This is a genomic window from Brachybacterium paraconglomeratum, from assembly GCF_039541415.1.
Taxonomy (GTDB): Bacteria; Actinomycetota; Actinomycetes; order Actinomycetales; family Dermabacteraceae; genus Brachybacterium; species Brachybacterium paraconglomeratum_A.
Genome location: NZ_BAABGE010000002.1, coordinates 788,095 through 807,827 on the forward strand (window position 1 = coordinate 788,095; position 19,733 = coordinate 807,827).

The following is a 19,733-nucleotide window of genomic DNA, read 5'->3' on the forward strand; positions in this document are numbered from 1 at the left end:
GGTGGGGCGGTGCGCAGGCGACCTCCGTGACGGGATTGCGGTCGAGCACGGGCGATGGGGAGCACGCTCCGGATATATGACCAGAGCGTGTCACCACGCGCCAGTACTCGTCGCCTCACGACCGGCCCGGTGGCCTGTTCCTCTCCTGATTGCCACGACGGCGACACCTCGCCGTCACCTGTGCCTGGCACCGTGGCAGGAAAGGCCCGGCCGCGGGCCCCGCGAGGAAGGGAGCGAGTCAGATGATGATCTCCGTGATCGGGGTGGGATACCTCGGCGCTGTGCACGCCGCCGCCATGGCAGAGATCGGCCACGAGGTGATCGGCCTGGATGTCGATGCGGAGCGCGTCGCCGCCCTGCAGGCGGGCCGGGCACCCTTCCATGAACCCGGCTTCGAGGAGATCCTCCGCCGCGGACTCGCCGCAGGCAGGCTCAGCTTCACCACCGACTACGCCGATCTTGCCGGCGCCGAAGTGCACTTCCTGGGGCTGGGCACCCCGCAGCGCAAGGACGGCTACGGCGCGGACCTGTCCCACCTCGAGGCCGCCGCCGCCTCGCTGCAGGCGGTGCTCCCGGCCCGCGTCGGTGCGCCGACGCTGGTGGTCGGCAAGTCCACCGTTCCCGCCGGCACTGCCCGGCTGCTCGCCGATCGTCTCGAGCAGGTCGAGGGGGTGCAGCTGCTGTGGAACCCCGAGTTCCTGCGCGAGGGCTTCGCGGTGAAGGACACCCTGGAGCCGGACCGTCTCGTCTACGGGGTCCGCGACCCGGAGACCCCGCAGGGGAAGACGGCGGTGCGCCGGCTCGATGCCGTCTACTCCCCGATCCTGGCGCGAGACACTCCCCGCCTGGTGATGGGCTTTGAGACAGCTGAGCTGGTGAAAGCCTCCGCCAACGCGTTCCTTGCCACCAAGATCTCCTTCATCAACGCGATCGCCGAGATCTGCGAGGCCGTGGGCGGGGATGTCACCGACGTCGCCCGCGCGATCGGGATGGATGACCGCATCGGCGCGAAGTTCCTGCGCGCCGGGGTGGGCTTCGGCGGCGGCTGCCTGCCCAAGGACATCCGTGCCTTCATCGCCAGCGCCGAGGAGCACGGCGTGGGGGAGTCCCTCGGGTTCCTGCGCGAGGTCGACGCGATCAACGAGCGCCGACGCGTGCGGACCGTCGAGCTGGCGGACGAGATGCTCGGCGGGCTCCGCGGCCGACGGGTCACCGTGCTCGGCGCTGCGTTCAAGCCCGACAGCGATGACGTGCGCGACTCCCCGGCCCTCGACGTCGCCGATCGGCTGCTGCAGGCAGGCGCGCAGGTCACGGTCACCGATCCGCAGGCACTGGCCAACGCCTCCCAGCGCGTGCCGGGCCTGGCCGTGGAGGCAGATCTGGCCACCGCACTGAGCGGTGCCGAGCTGACGCTGCTGCTCACCGAATGGCGCGAGTACCGCGACCTCGACCCCGTCTGGGCCGCCGGGCTCGTCGCCGCACCACGCATGCTCGATGGCCGCTCAGTGCTCGAGCCGCGGCGCTGGACGGCGGCCGGCTGGGAGCTGCGAGCACTGGGCCGGTCGGCCCCGCTCCCGGACCCCGCCCCGTTCCCGGACCCCGCCCCGTTCCCGGACCCCACCCCGCTGCAGACCCCGACCCGCGCCCTGGCCCCCACCCCGGACCCCACTTCGGCTCCGCTCCCGGACCCCGCCTCGGCCCCCACCCCGGCTCTGCTCTGACCCGCGGCGTCGTCGACTACGGGCGCTGGGGAGCACGCTCTGGCGATATAGCCGGAGCGTGCTCCAGGGCGCCAGTTCTCGACCACTGCGGGTGAACCGCACGCCGTAAGTCCAGGTCACTGCTGCACCGGCGCGATGAGAGCCTCCTCATCGACGACTCATCGACACCTCATCGCCGCTCGGCATTCTTCTGATCGTCACCGAACGAGCAGGAGAGTCCGATGGACACCACGATCGCGCTGTACTCCCACGATTCCGTGGGACTGGGCCATGCCCGCCGCAACCGCGCCCTCGCCTATGCGCTGGCGGCGCACCTGCCGACCCTGACCGGCGGAACCGTCGGCGGCCTGCTGATCGCCGGCCACCCCGACGCCGGGCGCGACCCGCTCCCTGAGGGCTGGGACTGGCTGGTGCTGCCGGGCATGACCCGCACCCGCGGCGGCTACGGCCCGCGCCGCCTCGGCATGGATGCGGACGCCCTGCGGGACCTGCGCAGCGCCACCATCGACGCCGCACTGAGCGCCCTGAACCCGGACCTGTTCATCGCCGACCGCCACCCCTTCGGCATCGACGGCGAGCTGGAGCCCGTGCTCGCGAACCTCCGCGCCCGGGGCACCGCCACCGTGCTGGGCCTGCGCGAGGTGCTCGACTCCCCGCGCGTGGCGAGCGCCGAATGGGACGCCCTCGGCGGCGCCGAGCATGTGGCCTCCCTGCTCGACGCGGTCTGGGTCTACGGCGACCACCACGTCTACGATCCGCGCCTCACCGGTGAGCTGCCGCCCGCGCTCGCCCGGCTGGCCACCCCCACCGGATATCTCGCCCACGGCCGCCCCGCCGGCCGCTCGGCGAGCCCCGGTCGCACCTCGCCGAAGCCGCCCCCGCCTTACGTACTCACCGTCCTCGGCGGCGGCTCCGACGGGGTGGAGGTCGCACGCCTCGCTGCGAGCGCGCGCCTGCCCGAGGGGCATCAGCACCTGCTGATCACCGGGCCGCAGATGCCTGAGCAGGACATCGCCGAGATCCGTGCACTGGCCGCCGCCGCGAGCGAGGCCACCACCGTGATCCGCAGCGCCGCAGATGTCCCCGAGCTGATCGCCGACGCCGTCTCCGTGGTGTGCATGGGCGGTTACAACACGATCGCCGAGGTCATGGCGACGTCCACGCCGGCGCTCGTCGTGCCCCGCCACCGTCGTCGCCAGGAGCAGCCGCGCCGCGCCCGGGCCCTCGCGGCCGTCGGCGCGGTCGAGACCTGTGACCCCGAGACCCTCACCGCGCAGGACATCTCCGCCTGGTGGCACCGCTCGGTCACCACCCGCACCGACCGCAGCCACATCGACCTCGGCGGACTCGACATCGTCGCCCACCTCGCCAAAGAGCTGCTCACCGCCGCCGCGCGCTCCGCTGCCACACACTCCGACGCCTCGCGCTCCGCTGCCACGCACTCCGCCGCGCCGCGCTCCACCGTCGAGCCCCCGCCCGCATCCGTCCCCACCCACCCGGAGGTGTCCCGCCATGTCGGCTGAGAATCCCCATCGCATCGCGTACGTCCTGAAGATGTACCCCCGCTTCTCGGAGACGTTCATCGTCTCGGAGATCCTGGCCCGCGAGGCCGCCGGCGAGGAGATCGTGATCTTCTCCCTGCGCCCCCCGACCGATGCCCGCTTCCACCCCGAGCTCGCCCGGGTCCAGGCCCCCGTCATCCAGGTGGGCCGCTCCTCGAGCCCGCGCCGCCTCTGGGAGGTGTGGGTCGCGGCGATGGCCGATCCGGAGCTCGCCCCCGGACTGTCCGCGCAGCTCGGAGAGCTGGTCCGCGCCGGAGTGGACGACGCCGAGCAGGCGCTCGCCGTCGCGATGTTCGCCCGCGAGTACGGCGTGAGCCACCTCCACGCCCACTTCGCCTCGATGGCGACCACGGTCGCGCGCCTGGCCGGCCTGCTCACGGACCTGCCCTACTCCTTCACCGCCCATGCCAAGGACATCTTCCACCGCGATGTGGAGGACGAGGACCTCGCCCGGAAGCTGCGCGACGCGGACCACGCCGTCACCATCAGCGAGTACAACCGCCGCCACCTGCACTCACGCTTCGGCGCCCAGGACACCGCCCGGCTGGAGCTGGTGCGCAACGGGCTCGAGCTCGAGCGCTTCCCCTACCGCCGCCGCACGGACCTCGCCGAGGTGCCGCGCCTGCTCGGGGTGGGCCGCCTGGTCGAGAAGAAGGGCTTCGACCAGCTGATCGACGTCGTTCACGCCCTGCGCGAAGAGGGCCGTGAGGTGCGCGCCGAGATCGTCGGCGACGGACCGCTGCGCGATCAGCTGGCTGCGAAGATCGACGAGCTGGGCCTCCAGCAGCAGGTCCAGCTGCTGGGACCGCGCACCCAGGAGGAGGTGCGCCACCTGCTGGATGAGGCCGATCTGTTCGTGGCCCCCTTCGTGATCGGGGCCGACGGCAACGCCGACGGGCTGCCCACCGTGCTGCTCGAGGCGATGGCCACCGGCATCCCGTGCGTCGCCGCCTCCGTCACCGCCGTCGGCGAGGTGATCCTCGACGGGGAGACCGGCTGGCTGGTCCCCACCGGCGACACCCCCGCACTGGTCGGCGCCGTCCGTGAGGCGCTGGATCCGGCCACGGACCGGGCCGCCCTCACCGACGCAGCCCGCGAGCTGGTCGCCGCGGAGTACGACTCCCGCTCCCAGGCCCGCCACCTGCGATCCCTGGCCGAGCGCTCCGCGCACCGCAACATTCTCACCCAGCCGATCGAGCTGCCGGAGCTGCAGCGGGTCGAGCAGACGCTCTCGCCCGCCATGGCCCCGTCCGCCGCCCAGCCGGTCACCCCGTCGGCCGCCGGAGCGACTGCCCCGTCGGTCGCTCGTGCGACGGCCTCGACCGCCGCCCAGCCGGTCGCCACAGCCGGAAGGACCCTGTCATGAGGATCGCCTACGCCCTGCTGGACCCCGGCATCGGAGTGTTCGGCACCAAGGGAGCCTCCGTGCACGTCCAGGAGGTCATCCGCGCTTTCCGGGCCGACGGCCACGAGGTGACCGTCTTCTGCACCCGTGTGAACGACGACATCCCCGCCGATCTCGCCGACCTCGAGGTGCGCCGTCATCGTCTTCCCAAGGGCAGCGGCGCCGAGCGGGAGCAGGCCGTGGCCGCGGCCTCCGCGGCGATCGCCGAGGAGATCGCCGCCGGCGGCTTCGACCTGGTCTACGAGCGCTACTCCCTGTTCTCCGACACCGCCGCCCGGCTCTCGACACCTGCTGCCCTCGGCGGCCCGGCGATCCCTTCGATCCTCGAGGTCAACGCGCCGCTGATCGCCGAGCAGCGCCAGCACCGCAGCCTGGCCGACGAGGCCGGGGCGCTCGCTGCGACCCAGCGCCAGCTGCACGGCGCGACCCTCATCTCCTGCGTGAGCGAAGCCGTGGCCCAGTGGACCCTCGGCGAGGGCGCGGATCCGGCCCGCGTGGTCGTCACCCCCAATGGCGTGAACACCCGCCGCATCACCCCGGGCAGCCGTCCCGTCATCGCTGCGGGACCGGAGGCGCCGGTGACCGTCGGCTTCGTGGGGACCCTGAAGCCGTGGCATGGCACCGATGTGCTGCTGCGGGCCTTCGCCCGCACCCGCGGGAACCTGCGCCTGGACATCTGCGGCACCGGCCCGCAGCAGGCGGAGCTCGAGCAGCTCGCCGCCGAGCTCGACATCGCCGACCGGGTCCGCTTCCGCGGCGCCGTCGCCCCTGAACTGGTGCCGGGCATCCTGCACGAGCTCGATATCGCGACCGCCCCCTATCCGGCCGGGGAGCACTACTTCTCCCCGCTGAAGGTCTACGAGTACCTTGCCGCGGGACTGCCCACGGTCGCCTCCGCGATCGGCACCATCCCGGCGCTGCTCAGCCAGGGCGAACTGGGCGTGCTGGTCACGCCCGGGGACGTGGATGAGCTTGCCGCCGCGCTCGATGAGCTGGCCGCCGATCCCGCCCACCGGGACCACCTCGCCCGGAGCTCCCGCGAGACGGCGGTGCGCGAGCACGACTGGCAGATCCGCTGCCGTGAGCTGCTGGCCCAGGTGGAGGCCCTGCATTCGGTGGGGGCCCTGCACCCGGCGGAGGCTCTGCACCCGGCCGAGGCCCTGCGCCCGGCAGAGGCGGGTGCCTGATGGCCATTGGCACCTCGCGCACCGGGATCGACCCCCGCGATCCCGCACCCCGCGATTCCGCATCCCGCGATCTCGCCGCGGAAGATTCTGCGCCGCGCGATCCCGCACCCCGCAGCGAGCGGCACTCCCCGCTGCGGCGCATCCTCGGCACCTCGGCGGTGCCGAAGAAGGAGCGCCTGGATCCGTCGGCCCTGCGCCGCACCCTCCAGGTGGTGCGCCCGCACCTCCCGCGCCACCTCCTGCTGTGCCTGGTGGGGATGGTCGGGCTGCTGCTCGATGTCGCCTTCCGGGTGCTCGAGCCCTGGCCGCTGAAGTACGCGATCGACGCGGTCACCTCGGCGCTCGGCGCCGACCTGCCCTCGGACGCCTCACCCTTCGGGCTGAACATCGAGCAGACGGTGATCGCCGCCGCGATCTGCCTCGCGATCATCATCGGCGGGCGCGCCGGCTCGAACTACCTCGCCACCATCTCCTTCGCGAAGGTCGGCGCGCGCGTGGCGACCGAGCTGCGCACCCGCGTCTTCGACCACATCCAGGCGCTGTCGCTCCGCTACCACTCCCGTGCCTCGATCGGCGACACCTCCCAGCGCCTGGTGGGGGACGTGGGCCGGCTCCAGGACGTCGCCGTCACCGCCGGGCTGCCGCTGATCGGCAACGTCATCACCCTCGCCGTGCTGCTGGTCGTGATGGTGATCCTGGATCCCTTCCTCTCCGGCATCGTGCTCGCCACGGGCCTGATCTACCTGCTGCTCTCCCGCCGCTCCTCCCCGAAGATCGTGCGCGCCTCTCGCAGCACCCGCAAGGGTGAGGGGTCCCTGGTGGGCGCCGCAGCCGAGGCGCTCGGCGCGATCCGCGTGGTGCAGTCCTACGGCCTGGAGAAGACTGTCGCCCACGAGTTCGCCGGTGGCAACGAGAAGGCCATGAAGGCCGGGGTGAAGGCCAAGAAGCTGGCCGCCGGCCTCGAACGCGCCACGGATGTCCTGGTGGGCATCGCGCAGGGCGCTGTGCTGGTCGTGGGCAGCCTGCAGGTGCTGCGCGGGGCGATGAGCCCCGGCGACATGGTCCTCTTCCTGACCTACCTGAAGATCGCGATGAAGCCGCTGCGCGATATGGCCAAGTACACCGGCCGCATCGCCCGCGCCTCCGCCTCCGGAGAGCGCATCGCCGACCTCATGGACGAAGAGATCGAGATCGCCGATCCCGAGCGTCCGGTGCCGATGCGCCACGTGCGCGGCACCGTCGAGTTCTCCTCGATCACCTCGCCCGACGGCTACGGCCGCCCCCTCTTCGAGTCCCTGTCCCTGCGGATCCCCGCCGGTCAGCACCTCGGGATCCTCGGCCCCTCCGGCGGCGGGAAGTCGACGCTGGTCTCCTACCTGCTGCGCCTGAATGAGCCGCAGCAGGGGCGGATCCGTGTGGGCGGCTATGACACCCGCTCGGTGAGCCTCGCGGACCTGCGCCGGCACGTCGCGATCCTCCCGCAGGAGTCGGTGCTGTTCACCGAGTCGGTGCGCGAGAACATCCGCTTCGGCCGGCAAGACGCCACCTCCGCCGAGATCGAGGAGGCCGCCCGGCGCGCCGGCGCGCACGACTTCATCATGGGCCTGCCGGAGGGCTACGAGACCGTGCTCGGCAACCGCGGAGACACCCTCTCCGGCGGTCAGCGCCAACGCATCGCGATTGCCCGCGCCATGATCCGCCGCGCCCCCGTGGTGGTGCTCGACGAAGCCACCACCGGCCTCGACCCGGCCGCGAAGGCCCAGGTCAACGAGTCCCTGCGGGAGCTCGCACGCTCCCGCACCACCATCTCCATCACCCATGACGCGACCACCGTCGCGGGGCTGGACCGGGTGCTCTGGCTCGAGGACGGACGGATCCTCGAGGACGGCACCCCGCGGCAGCTCGCTGCGGACCCGGACTCCCACTACTCCCGCTGGATCGTCGAGCAGCGCAGCGACGACACCGCGGACGAGCCCAGCGCGCCGATCCCGCACCCCAGCAGCCAGGAGGTTCTGCGATGACCACGACTGTGACCCCCACCAGCGCGGCGAGCACCCCGCTCGAGCTCCTGCTGGACCATGCCCACCTGCACGGAGCCGAGACGCTGGTGGACCCAGCCCGCCTGTCGACCCTGCTGGGCCGTGAGGTGAACCTGGACCGGGTGCGGATCAAGCCGGGCGCCTCGGTGATGATCTCCTACCGCGCGACCGGTGCTGAAGCTGGTGCTGGTGCTGGTGCTGGTGCTGGTGTCGCGCCCGGCACTGCTCCGGCGACTGCTGGCCGGGAACTGGCTGAGGTCGGCTGGGCACAGCTGGTCCGCTCCCGTGACAAGCGCGAGAACATCCTGCGCCGCGCGGACCGCACCGGGAGCGCGGTGCGCGAGCATCCCCGCCCTGCGCCCCCGTCAACTCCCCCAGCCCCCGCAGCTCCCGCAGCTCCCGCAACCCCCGCAATGTCTGCAGCCGAGCCCGCCCCGTACCTGCTCAGCGGTGGGATCGACAGCGATCCCCGGCTCGGCGCCGAGATCCATCGAGTGCTGCGCCGCCACCAGGGCGGCCCGGCCCCGCGGGTGCTGAGCTACAACCCCGGCCGGCATGCGGTGCTGCTGCTGCCCGGCACCGGGGAGGTGCTGCGCGTGGCCGCTCGCCCGCTGGACGACCTGCTGCAGGTCGTCACCCACTGGCGCGAGCTGGGCATGCCCACCCTCGACCAGCGCAGCTGGCGCGGCCGCCGTGCGGTGCTCGTCGGCGAACGCTGGGGCGATGGAGACCTCGCCGGTCTCGCCTCCCACCCCTTGTCCATGCCGGCAGCCACCCGGCTCGGCGGCGTCATCGCCCGCCTGCACACGGCCGACGTCTCCGGCCGGGACCTGCCCGCGGCACGCATCGGGAGCCTCCTCCCGGTGGCCACCCGGGCCATCGCCGGGCTGCTGCCCCACCGTGCCCAGCGCATCCAGCAGCTCTCCAACCGGCTGCGAGAGCTGCTCCCGGCCGACGCGCCGCGCGCGCTGATCCACGGCGACCTCTCGCCCGATCAGGTGCTGGTCTCCGTGGACGAGACCGCGGTCCCCGGAGAGGGACGCCTGCCCCTGCGCGTGGTGGACCTGGACCGCTCCGGCCTCGGCCCCGTCGGCGCTGACCTCGGCTCGTGGCTCGCCTCGTGCCTGGTGGCCGGCGTCGAGGAGCAGGCCGCCGCCTTCCTCGACGGCTACGCACGGCGCCGTCCCCTGCCCGCTCCGGAGGAGCTTGCGGCCTGGACCGCTCGGGCCCTGCTCGCGGCCGCCCTGGATCCTCTGCGACGGTACGGCGAGGACTGGCTGCCGGCGATCGAACAGCGTCTCGTGCTGGCGGAGAGGGTGCTGGACCGGCCCGAGCGGCTGCCCCTGCCGTACCCGGCCTCGAGGCAGGCTTCGCACCCGGCTCCGGTCCAGGCTCCGGCTCCGGCTCCGGCTCCGTCTCAGGCCCCGGTCACGGCTCCCGTCACGGCGCCGTCGCTGGTTCCTGCGCACGTCCCCTATCAGGGACGTCAGCTCACGGTGCGCCGCGCCTGGGCCGACGACGGCCGCGGTCTGCCGCTCGAGCTCACGGACGACGCCCTGGACGGCGCCCCGCTGCGCGCAGCTCGGTTGGACCCGGCCACCGGCGAGGTCACCGTGTTCGAGACCGGCGCCGATCCGCGGCTGCCGGGCCTTTCCCGGGTGCTCACCGCACACTCCGGGGCCGTCGTCGTCTCCCACCGCCCCGGCAAACGCGCCGTGGTCCGCACTCGCGACGAGCACGGGGCCGCGCACTTCGTGAAGATCGTCCGCCCCGGCCGCGCCGAGCGGCTGCTCGCTGCGATCGACCGCTCCGAAGCCTTCACCGGACCCTTCCGCACCGCGACCGTGCTCGCTGCCGACGAGGACACCGTCACCTTCTCCGAGCTGCCGGGCACGCTCCTGCACGACGGACTGCCCGTCGCAGGCGGACTCTGGCGCCGCGCCTGGCGCGAGACCCTCGAGGCCTGGTCAGCGGCGGTCCGCAGCTCCCGCCTGCCGAGCGGTGATGCCGGACTGGAGACCCGCACTGCGGAGGGCCGCACCGCGGAGACCCGCAGCCCTGAGGTGCATGGACCTGAGGCCGAAGCCGCGGTGCTCGCCGCCTGGGGCCTGCGCGCCGACGCCGTCGACCCTGCCGGAGCTCCGGCCCGTCGCCGGGCCATCGCCGCGGCCCGCCGCGAGCTCGGCCGCCTCGGCGAGGTGGAGCGGCCCGCTCTCATCCACCGCGACCTGCACGACAAGCAGATCCTCTGGACTGCGGGGGAGGCTCCCGCGCTGCTGGACGTCGACACCGCCACCCTCGGCGATCCCGCGCTGGACGCCGCGAACCTGCGCGCCCACGCCACCTGGCGGGAGCTGCAGGAGATCTGGTCCGTCGAGCAGGCCGAGGTGGTGCGAGAGGAGATCGACCGCGCCGCAGCCCAGCTGGGCATCCGCCCGGAGACGCTCGCCGCTTACGAATCCGGCACCATCGCCCGGCTCGCCTGCGTCTACGCCTTCCGCCCGCGCTGGCGGGAGACGGCGCAGCAGCTAGCTGCCGCCCTCGCTCCGCGCTCCACTGCGGAGCCCGGCGCCGTTGCGGAGTCCAACTCCGCTGCGAAACCCCGCCCTGCTGCGCAGTCCAACTCCGCTGCGAAACCCCGCCCCACGGCGGGACGCACCACCAGGCCGACCCCCGTCGGTCGCTCTACCCTCTCGTCCCCCGCGCCCGCGGGAGATTCCACCCCTCTGGGCGGCTCCGCCACCCTGCTCGAAAGGAGCATGTCGCGATGACCACCACTCTCTCCGTCATCGGAGTCGGATACCTCGGCGCTGTGCACGCCGCCTCCATGGCCGAGCTCGGCCACGACGTGATCGGCCTCGACATCGACGCCGAGCGCATCGCCGCGCTCCAGGCCGGCATCCCTCCCTTCCACGAACCCGGCTTCGAGGACCTCCTGGCCACCGGGCTGGAGACCGAGCGGCTGCGCTTCACCACCGACTACGCCGACCTCGCCAGGGCCGACGTGCACTTCCTGGGCCTCGGTACCCCGCAGCGGGCTGACGGCTTCGGCGCGGACCTCTCCCACCTCGAGGCCGCCGTCGACGCGCTCGCCGAGGTGCTGCCCGCCCGTGGCGGCGCCCCCACCCTGGTGGTCGGGAAGTCCACCGTCCCCGCCGGCACCGCCCGGAAACTCGCCGCCCGCCTCTCCCACCTCGAGGGCGTGTACCTGCTGTGGAACCCCGAGTTCCTCCGGGAGGGGTTCGCCGTCCAGGACACCCTGACCCCGGACCGGCTGGTCTATGGGGTGCATGACCCGGAGGATCCCGCTGCCGAGCAGGCCGTGGCGATGCTCGATGACGTCTACGCCGGGGTCCTCCAGCACCAGGCGCCGCGCCTGGTGATGGGCTACGAGGCCGCCGAGCTGGTCAAGGCCTCCGCCAATGCGTTCCTGGCCACCAAGATCTCGTTCATCAACGCGGTCTCGGAGATGTGCGAGGTCACCGGCGCGGATGTCACCGATGTCGCCCGCGCGATCGGGATGGATGACCGCATCGGCGCGAAGTTCCTCCGTGCCGGGGTCGGTTTCGGCGGCGGCTGCCTGCCCAAGGACATCCGTGCCTTCATGGCCAGTGCTGAGGAGCACGGCGTGGGGGAGTCCCTCGGTTTCCTGCGCGAGGTCGACGCCGTCAACGAGCGGCGCCGCGAGCGCGTCGTCACCCTCGCCGAAGAGCTGCTCGGCGGGGTGGAGGGCCGACGGATCACCGTGCTCGGCGCCGCGTTCAAACCGAACAGCGACGACACCCGCGACTCCCCGGCGCTGGATGTGGCCACCCGCCTCCGCACCGCTGGCGCCGAGGTGACGGTCACCGATCCGCAGGCGCTCGAGAATGCTCGCCGCCGCGTCGGTGGCCTGGTCGAGCTCGAGCAGGACACCGACGCGGCGCTGCGCGGGGCGGAGCTGACCGTGCTGCTCACCGAATGGGACGAGTACCGCGACCTCGATCCGGCGCAGGCCGCCTCCCTGGTCGCCTCGCCGCGGCTCATCGACGGCCGCAACGTGCTGGACCCGTCGGCCTGGCGTGAGGCCGGCTGGGAGATTCGCTCCCTCGGCCGGGCCGAGCTCCCCTCGGGCAGGCCGTCTGTCGCGAAGGCCGCGCGGGGCGGTGCTTTCACGGCACGTTCGCAGGCGGCCCTGGTCTGACCGGGCCGCGCCACCGCGACGCAATTACGCCGTCGTGCCCTCGCTGAGGACACGGCGGTGGCGCACCAGCGCCCCGGCCAGCCCCAGCGCGAGCCCGAGGATCAGCCAGCCGATGAGCCACTGCAGATCACCGGCAGGGTCGATCCAGCCGCCGCCGATCGCACCGCGGAAGGCGTCCACGGCATGGGTCATCGGCAGATACGGATGGATGACCTGGAAGAACTTCGGCAGGGTCGGGGTCGGATAGGTGCCGCCCGCGCCCGAGATCTGCAGCGCGATCAGCACCAGCGCCACGAACTTCCCGACCGGGCCGAACAGCGCCCCGAAGCCGTGGTTCAGCGCCACGAACACCGCTGAGGTCAGGGCCGCGATCCCCAGCACCAGCGGCAGATTCGCCATCTCGATACCGACGGCCAGATGCAGCGTCCCCACCGCGATCGCGGTCTGCACCAGGCCCAGCAGGAGCGCAGGCACCAGGCCACCGGCCAGCAGCCCCAGCGGTCCGGCGCCCCGGGTCGCGGCCCGCTCGGAGAACGGCGGCATCATCAGGAAGATCGCCATGCCACCCACCCAGAGGCTGATCGACAGGAACAGCGGCGTGAGCCCCTCCCCGAAGCGGTCCAGGCCGTTCGCGCGCTCGAAGCTCATCTGCACCGGATCCGCGGCAATCTCCGAGAGCTGCTCACCCTCGGCGTCGGAATAGGTCGGGACCTGCTCCTCCGCCTCGTCCAGCCCGTCGCGTAGCTCGGTGGAGCCGTCGGCGAGCTGCCCGGCACCGTCGTCGAGCGTCACCGCTCCGTCCGCGAGGTCGTCGGCGCCCTGGTCAGCGCGCCCCGCGCCGTCGGCCAGCGTCTGTGCGCCGGCCTCGAGCTCGCCGGCACCATCGGCGAGACGGCGCGCACCGGTCTCTGCCTCGGAGGCGCCGTCGGCCAGCTGAGAGGCGCCGCCTGCGAGCTCCTCGGTGCCGCCGCTGAGCTGCTCCGCCCCGGAGCGCGCGGTGCCCACCCCGTCGGTGTAGCCGGTGACCCCGCTGGCGAGGCTCTCGGCGCCGCTGCTCGCAGTTCCGGAGGCGGCGGCGAGACGTTCGGCGCCGCTGGAGACCTCTTGAGCGCCGGTGTTCAGGCGGTGCACGTCCTCGGCTCCCTGCTCGAGCGCGGAGTAGGCCTCCGGCAGGGCGGCGGCGGCCGTGCGGGCCTGCTCGGAGAGATCGCCGGCCAGCTGGGAGGCGTCGGATCTCTGGTCCGGGGAGGGTGCAGCGGTGACGGCATCGTTCCGCAGGGTCGTCAGGTCCCGGTCGAGGGAGGTGGCGCCCTCGGCCAGGGGGCCGGTGGCGTCGGTGAGGGTGGCGGTGCCCTCTGCCAGCGTGGAGGTGGTGGTGGTGAGGCCCTCGAGATAGGGCACCAGGGAATCCGCCGCCTCGGTCATGCCGGAGGTGTCGCCCGCGAAGGTGCTCGAGGTCTCGGCCGCGGTGGCGGCGGTGCGGTCCGCCTCGCCGGCGTCCTCCAGGGAGGTGGAGGCGTCCTCGCGCACGGCGGAGGAGGAGTCTGTGATCCCGGTGAGCTCCTCGCAGAAGGCGGCGTCGGCGCCGGAGTCCGCGCAGCGGGCGGCGAGATCATCCACTGCTTCGGTGTAGTCGCGGGTGCTCTGCTCGGAGGTGCCGGCGCTCTCTGCGGCGGTGCCCGTGGCCTGCTGCGTGGTCTGCACCTCGGTGTCCAGCGCGGTGGCGTCCTCGCCGATCGTGGCCGCGCCGTCCTGCAGGGTGCGGGCGTCGGTGGTGCGGTCCTCGGCGTCACGGGCGAGGGTCTGCGCGGACTCGTCCAGACCGTCGGCGGTCTCATCGACGGTGGTGGCCGCGCCGGAGAGAGTGCCGGCGTCGGTCACCGGGGTCTTCAGGCGCCCGGGCAGATCCGTGGCCGCCCCTTCGAGGGTGTCGATCGCGGTGATCAGGTCCTCGCTGGTGCGCTGGACGCTCTGCTCATCCACGCCCAGCTCCTGGACCCGCTGCCGGGCCGCGCCGACTGTCTCGTCGAGCTGCTGGGTGCCGTCGGCGACCTGGCCCGCTCCGCCGGCGAGGTCGGAGGCGCCGGTGGCGAGCTGAGTGGTGCCGTCGGCGAGGCTCCGGGCACCGGTGCGCAGCGGCTGCCCGTTCTCGTCGAGGGCGACCAGGCCGCGGCTGAGTCGCCCGGCCCCGCCGTTCAGCTCCTGCGCGCCCTGCTCCAGGGTGCCCGCGCCGGTGTTGAGCTGGTCCAGGCCCACCACCAGGTCGAGCTCGCCCGCATGGAGCGTGGTGGCGCCGGTGCTCAGCTCCTCCGCGCCCGCGGCGAGATCCCCGGTGCCCTCGGCCAGGGTGCTGCTGCCGGAGACCAGCTCGCCGGTGCCGTCATGGAGATCGCCGGCGCCGTCGGCGAGCTCCTCCGCACCCTCTGCGGCCTCGGCCACTCCGTCATGGATGCTCGTGAACCCCACGTAGATGTTCCCGAGGTATTCCTCGAGCACGCTCGCGCGCAGGGCCTCCGTGAGCGCTGTGCCGACGGATTTGGTGAAGTTGCCGCCCACATAGTTCACCGAGTCGTTCGTGGTGACCGTGAGCAGGGCGGGCGCCGCCTGCTCAGCGTCGCCGCCGAGGGAGGCGACATGGGCGGAGAAGTCGGAGGGGATCGCGATGCTCGCCCCGTAGGTGCCGTCCGCCAGACCGCGCTGCGCCTCGTCGGGGGAGACCTTCACGAAGTGGAACACCGTCTCCTTGTCCATCTCGAGCAGGGTGTCGGTGAACTCCGCGCCCACGTCGAGCTGGGTCTGCTCGCCGTCGGTCGTGGTGGTGGTCGCGCCCTCGTCCTCGTCCACCACCGCGGCGGTGATCTGCTCGAGGCTGCCGCTGGGGTCGCGGAAGGACCAGGTCATGGTGCCGGAGTAGATGACCGGGACCAGCGCCAGCCCCACCACGAACAGCGCCGCGATCGGCTTCTTCCACTCACCCGGCAGAAGGGCGAGCGCCCCGCGGCCGACGGTGGCGGTGCCGCGTCCGAGCGCGCCGAGGGTCTGGCCGATGCCCTGGGCCGCGGCGCTCGCCGCGTTCCCGACGAAGCCCGCGCTGGCCGAGACGGCGCGGAGCGCGGCGCCGGGCAGGGCGGCCAGGGCGGCGAGAAGTGCATGGAGGAATCGCATCACGGCGGCGACGATACATCCGTGTATCGAGATGTGTCACTGATAAGTAATAAATGTGGTGGAGGAGACGCCGGCCCGGTGGGGGCGCAGAGCGCGGGCGGCGCAGGGGCAGGCTCCGGCGTCGTGGCGTCGAGTTCTGGCGACAAGGGGCTCGCTCCAGTGTGGTGGGGGCGAGTACTGGCGACAGGGGCATGCTCCGGTCAGGGCCGTCGAGTACTGGCGACAGGGGCTCGCTCTGGTGGGGTGGCGTCGAGTACTGGCGATAGAGAGCACGCTCCGGAAATATGGCCAGAGCGTGTTCCCTAGCGCCCGTACTCGACCATCTGCGGCGTGGGAACGGGCGGGAAAGGTTGGGAACGGGGGGGAAAGGGTGAGGACGGGCGGGAATGGGTGGGGGCGGGTGGGACGAGGCGGTCACGGCCGAGCTGGAGCCCGTCGCCCGGGGAGAGGTGAGCAGAGTCGGCGATGTCAGCGATGTCAGCGATGTCGCCCGGCTCGGCAGAGCTTGCAGAATCAGTGGGGCAGGCGGCGTCGATGGTCTCGGCGTTGGATGCAGCGGAGCAGTTCCCGCCTCGTGTCTTCTTCCTGGAGGAACACCTGCTCCCAGGTCAGTCGGGTGACGGTGTACCGGCGCGATCTCAAGAGCAGGTCGCGACGACGGTCCTCGTGGTACTGCTCCGGGTTGTCGTGGTATCTGACGCTGTCGCACTCGATGACCCAGCTCCGACCGACCTGCAGGTCCACACGGCCGACCCCGGGAATCTGCACCTGAGGCGTGACCGGCACCCGTAACGACTCGAGCCACCATCGCACCGCCGTCTCCGTGCCGGACTCCGCACGGGGGTCGATGCGACGGAGCGGCGTGCGGATCCGCTGCGGCAGTCCTTCGATGATCTGCAGTGCCACATGCAGCGAGATCTTCCTGCGGTGCACCGCTGATTCGAACAGGATCGCCGCGTCACGGATGGGCAGGCATCGGGCAGCGTGGTCAAGGGTCAGAGCAATGTCTGCGAAGGGCAGAGCATCTGGCCAGCCCCGGAGCCCGACCCCGTGCTCGATCCAGTCCTTCTCGAGTGCGCCCGCGACCACCCCGCGAGGCCGGTAGATGTGGGTGTCGGAGTGGAGCGGAGTCCACAGCTCATGGAGCGCTGCCGCGGTGAGGCAGGTGGGACGCACGCCCTTGCCCAGCAGAGGGAGCAGGTTCGCCGGTGCCTCGGCGGTGACGTAGAACGTGCCGGCCCGGGTCATCTCCCCGCGCCGGAGCATCCGGCGTCGGTCTTTGTCCGTGATGCCGAGACTGCTCAGCTCTGAGCGATGGGCCACCCCGCGAGTCCTCATGGATGCAGTACAGAGGGATGTCGCCCGCGATGGGGCGCGGCGGCACCCGCTGTGGAGAACTGGGACTGTGGAGGAAGCGTCGGGCAATGTCCGGGCTTGGGCTTGGGCTTGGGCTCGGGCTCGGGCTCGGGCTCGGACGTGGGCCTGGATGTGGCTGTGGGCGTCGGCGTGGCTGTGGGCGTGAGCCGGGATCCCGGTCGGACGCGGGGCCGGGTCCGAGTGCCGAGGCCTCGGATGGCGCTCGAGGGGGTGGTCGCTGTCGAGTAGTGGCGATAGAGAGCACGCTCCGGAAATATGGCCAGAGCGTGCTCTCCAGCGCCCGTACTCGACGTGGCTCGCCGCCCTGCGCCACCCTGCGCCACCCTGCGCCACGCCGCACCACCTGCGCTACCCGCGCCACGCCGCACCACCTGCGCTACCCGCGCCACGCCGCACCACCTGCGCTACCCGCGCCACACCGCGCCGCCCGCGCCGCACCGCCCTGCGCCGCACCGCGTCGCACCGCGCCGCCCTGCACCGCACCGCACCGCTCAGCCCGGCAGCTGCACCGTCCACGGCTCGCGCGGCAGCGTCGCCGGATCCCAGCGCTCGAGCACGTCGGCCGCGGTGCGGCAGTCGGCAAGCCCCAGCGAGTGACCGATCCGGCCGACCACCTCCGCGACGCTCTCTCCCTGCGCATACCGATCCCTCAGAGTCACTGCCCCGTCGCGCTTGGCGAGCCGGGCCCCGTCGCTGTTCACCGCGAGGGGGACGTGAGCGTAGCCCGGCTCCGGCAGGCCCAGGAGGTGGGCGAGGCAGGCCTGGCGGGGGGCGGAGCTGAGCAGGTCATCCGCCCGGACCACCTGGTCCACCCCGGCCGCGGCATCATCGACCACCACGGCGAGGTTGTAGGCGACCACTCCATCTCCGCGTCGCAGCACCAGGTCATCGACCGTCCCGGTCACCTCGCCGGCCCAGAGATCGTGGACCTGCCACTCGGGCGCCTCGGCGCGCAGGCGCAGCGCGGGTTCACGGCGCAGCTCCCGCATCCGCTGGCGTCCCTGCTCGCGGGTCGCGGGGGAGAGGTTCCGGCAGGTGCCGGGGTAGGCGCCGGGCGGAGCATGCGGTGCGCTCGGTGCCTCGAGGATCTCCCGCCGCGTGCAGTAGCACTCGAACACCAGCGACTGCGCCTCGAGCCGGGCGATGGCCTGCTCGTAGGCCGCGCCGCGCTCGGACTGGCGCACCACCTCGCCGTCCCAGTCCAGGCCCAGCGCCGCGAGGTCCTCGAGCTGGCGCGGCACGGAGCCCTCGCGCACCCGGTCCAGATCCTCCACCCGCAGGTGGAAGGCACGGCCGGTGCGGCGGGCGAGCACCCACGCGAGGATCGCGGTGCGCAGATTCCCCAGGTGCAGGTCGCCGCTGGGGGAGGGGGCATAACGGCCCGCGCCGGGCGAGGTCGGGGCAGCAGACATGCACGACAGTCTAGGAAGCGGGCCGCACCAGCAGCACATCCCCCTCGCGGCCACCGGGTACCGGCCGCTGGGCGGGAGCGGGATGGAAGCCCAGCCGCGCGGCGAGCGAGCGTGAGGGGAGGTTGCTGGCGGCGGTCACCGCGACCACCTCCCGGCCCCTCGGGCCGCAGCGGGGATCGGTGAGCACGGCGCTCATCGCCTCGCTGGCCACGCCGCGTCCGGTCGCTGCGGGATCCAGGCGCCAGTAGGCGCTGAGCAGCGACTGCCCCGCGGATTCGAGCACGGCGAGCCCGACCACGCCGAGCAGCCCGGACGGCGCCGCAGGGGAGGCGCGGAGCGTGCTGCCGCCCGCGCGGGCCCGCGCGGAGCCCTGATCGTGTGCAGCGTTCCGATCCTGTGCAGTGTTCCGATCTTGCGCGGAGGCCCGCGCTCGCACCGAGAGGTATCCCCGCCCGTGGCTCTCCCAGCCTTCGATCCATTGCGTGAGCACCCACCGCATCTGGTCGCGATCGCTGAGCGGGTCGGTGGAGTCCTCGGCGAAGGCGCGAGGATCGGCATGCAGTGCGAAGAGGTCTTCGAGGTCGCCGTCCGCCACCGGCGTCAATCTCAGGCGCGGGGTGAGGAGCCCGGCAGCGGGGCTCCCGGGCTCGACAGGCCCAGCCATCTCGACAGGCCCGGACATGACGACAGCGCGGCGATCACCGTCCGGAGACGGGATCGCCGCGCTGTCATTCACGGAATGCTCCGCGGTGCGCCGAGGCGCGGACTCAGGAGTCCGGACTCAGGAGTCGCCGCGGTGGCTGCCGCGCTTCTCGTCGTCGGCCGCAGAGGCGTCGAGGTCGGAATCGACCTTGATCTCCTTGGGCGTCACGTCGGAGGAGCGATCCTCGCCCTTGAGGGCGGAGGCGACATCGCCGGCGTCGGCCGAGCCGACGGTGTCGGAGACGGTCGAGGAGTCGGACTCGTCCGCGCCCGATGCCGGGTAGTGCGCACGGGCGAAATCGGCGGGCGGTGCCCACGGATCCTCGACCGGACGGGTCTTCTGCCAGACGACGTAGCCGGCAGCGGCACCCGCGGCGGCCAGGCCCAGGATGAGCAGGACCTTGCCGGCACGGCTCTTCTTGGGCTGCGGCGTCGGCTCGAGGACGGCCGAGCGGATGCTGCCCTGACCCTTGTCGAGCTCCTTGCGAGCGGCGTCGACAGCTGAGCGCAGGACGGTGCCGGTGGTCTCCGCCGTCCTGCGGGCGCGCGGGAGGTAGTCGTCCTGCACGTCGTGGCGGATCTTGTCCGCACGCGGGCCGAGGTTCTGCGAGAACTTCTCGCCCTGGTCGCGGAGCTTGTCCGACTGCTCGCGTAGCTTCTGCTGGGCCTCGGGAGCGTACTGGCCGTACAGCTCGGTGGCACGGCTGCGGGCCTCGCGAGCACCCTCGGACACCACGGGTCCCACCTGGGCGGCGAGCTTCTGCAGCTCCTCGACGGCCTTCTGGGCGTTCTGGCTGCTCGCGCCTGCGGCAACGGCAGTCTTCGCGGCGTGCTTCTTAGCCTTCTTGGCTTCCCGCTTGGTGTTCAGCGCCATGGGGTTCCCCTTTCGGTCGAATCCGTCGGGTCGGGCCGACGGTGGTCCCTGGGCCCGGACAGCCGGTGGCTGTCACGAACCCGTGTGGCTCAACTCTAACGCGAGC

General features: G+C 72.6%; 12 protein-coding genes. 7 read left to right on the forward strand and 5 right to left on the reverse strand.

Annotated elements, in window-relative coordinates:
- The first annotated feature begins 242 nt into the window (after positions 1-242).
- The 7 genes from ABD893_RS03465 to ABD893_RS03495 all read left to right on the forward strand — a co-directional run bounded on the left by ABD893_RS03465 (position 243) and on the right by ABD893_RS03495 (position 12,097).
- The gene (locus tag ABD893_RS03465; protein WP_345076144.1) at positions 243-1,721 is read left to right on the forward strand and encodes a UDP-glucose dehydrogenase family protein; all 1,479 of its coding nucleotides are present in this window, start codon (positions 243-245) and stop codon (positions 1,719-1,721) included.
- Positions 1,722-1,942: 221 nt separating this feature from the next.
- Positions 1,943-3,244, forward strand: coding sequence for a glycosyltransferase family protein (locus ABD893_RS03470; RefSeq protein WP_345076145.1), 1,302 nt, complete (start codon positions 1,943-1,945; stop codon positions 3,242-3,244).
- A complete protein-coding gene (locus tag ABD893_RS03475) occupies positions 3,234-4,649 on the forward strand; it encodes a glycosyltransferase (RefSeq protein WP_345076146.1) in 1,416 nt (471 codons plus the stop codon). The genes ABD893_RS03470 and ABD893_RS03475 overlap by 11 nt, the downstream gene beginning before the upstream one ends.
- On the forward strand, positions 4,646-5,875 hold the full coding sequence (locus ABD893_RS03480; protein WP_345076147.1) for a glycosyltransferase family 4 protein: 1,230 nt from the start codon (positions 4,646-4,648) through the stop codon (positions 5,873-5,875). The genes ABD893_RS03475 and ABD893_RS03480 overlap by 4 nt, the downstream gene beginning before the upstream one ends.
- Entirely contained in the window at positions 5,875-7,896 is a 2,022-nt protein-coding gene (locus ABD893_RS03485; RefSeq protein WP_345076148.1) for an ABC transporter ATP-binding protein, read from the forward strand. The genes ABD893_RS03480 and ABD893_RS03485 overlap by 1 nt, the downstream gene beginning before the upstream one ends.
- Complete coding sequence (locus ABD893_RS03490) at positions 7,893-10,685, forward strand: phosphotransferase (RefSeq protein WP_345076149.1); 2,793 nt, start codon at positions 7,893-7,895, stop codon at positions 10,683-10,685. Before ABD893_RS03485 ends, ABD893_RS03490 begins: the two co-directional genes overlap by 4 nt.
- Entirely contained in the window at positions 10,682-12,097 is a 1,416-nt protein-coding gene (locus ABD893_RS03495; protein ID WP_345076150.1) for a UDP-glucose dehydrogenase family protein, read from the forward strand. The genes ABD893_RS03490 and ABD893_RS03495 overlap by 4 nt, the downstream gene beginning before the upstream one ends.
- A gap of 24 nt (positions 12,098-12,121) precedes the next feature.
- On the opposite strand, the gene ABD893_RS03500 is transcribed toward ABD893_RS03495, so the two are convergent.
- The 5 genes from ABD893_RS03500 to ABD893_RS03520 form a co-directional block, all read right to left on the reverse strand.
- A complete protein-coding gene (locus tag ABD893_RS03500) occupies positions 12,122-15,262 on the reverse strand; it encodes a YhgE/Pip family protein (protein WP_345076247.1) in 3,141 nt (1,046 codons plus the stop codon).
- A gap of 513 nt (positions 15,263-15,775) precedes the next feature.
- Entirely contained in the window at positions 15,776-16,585 is an 810-nt protein-coding gene (locus ABD893_RS03505) for a hypothetical protein (RefSeq protein ID WP_345076151.1), read from the reverse strand.
- A 545-nt stretch (positions 16,586-17,130) separates the two neighbouring features.
- A complete protein-coding gene (gene gluQRS / locus ABD893_RS03510) occupies positions 17,131-18,051 on the reverse strand; it encodes a tRNA glutamyl-Q(34) synthetase GluQRS (RefSeq protein WP_345076152.1) in 921 nt (306 codons plus the stop codon).
- A 10-nt stretch (positions 18,052-18,061) separates the two neighbouring features.
- Complete coding sequence (locus ABD893_RS03515; protein WP_345076153.1) at positions 18,062-18,787, reverse strand: GNAT family N-acetyltransferase; 726 nt, start codon at positions 18,785-18,787, stop codon at positions 18,062-18,064.
- Positions 18,788-18,832: 45 nt separating this feature from the next.
- Positions 18,833-19,627 carry a hypothetical protein gene (locus ABD893_RS03520; protein ID WP_345076154.1) on the reverse strand — a complete coding sequence of 265 codons (795 nt, stop codon included), beginning with the start codon at positions 19,625-19,627 and terminating at the stop codon, positions 18,833-18,835.
- Between the last annotated feature and the right edge of the window lie 106 nt (positions 19,628-19,733).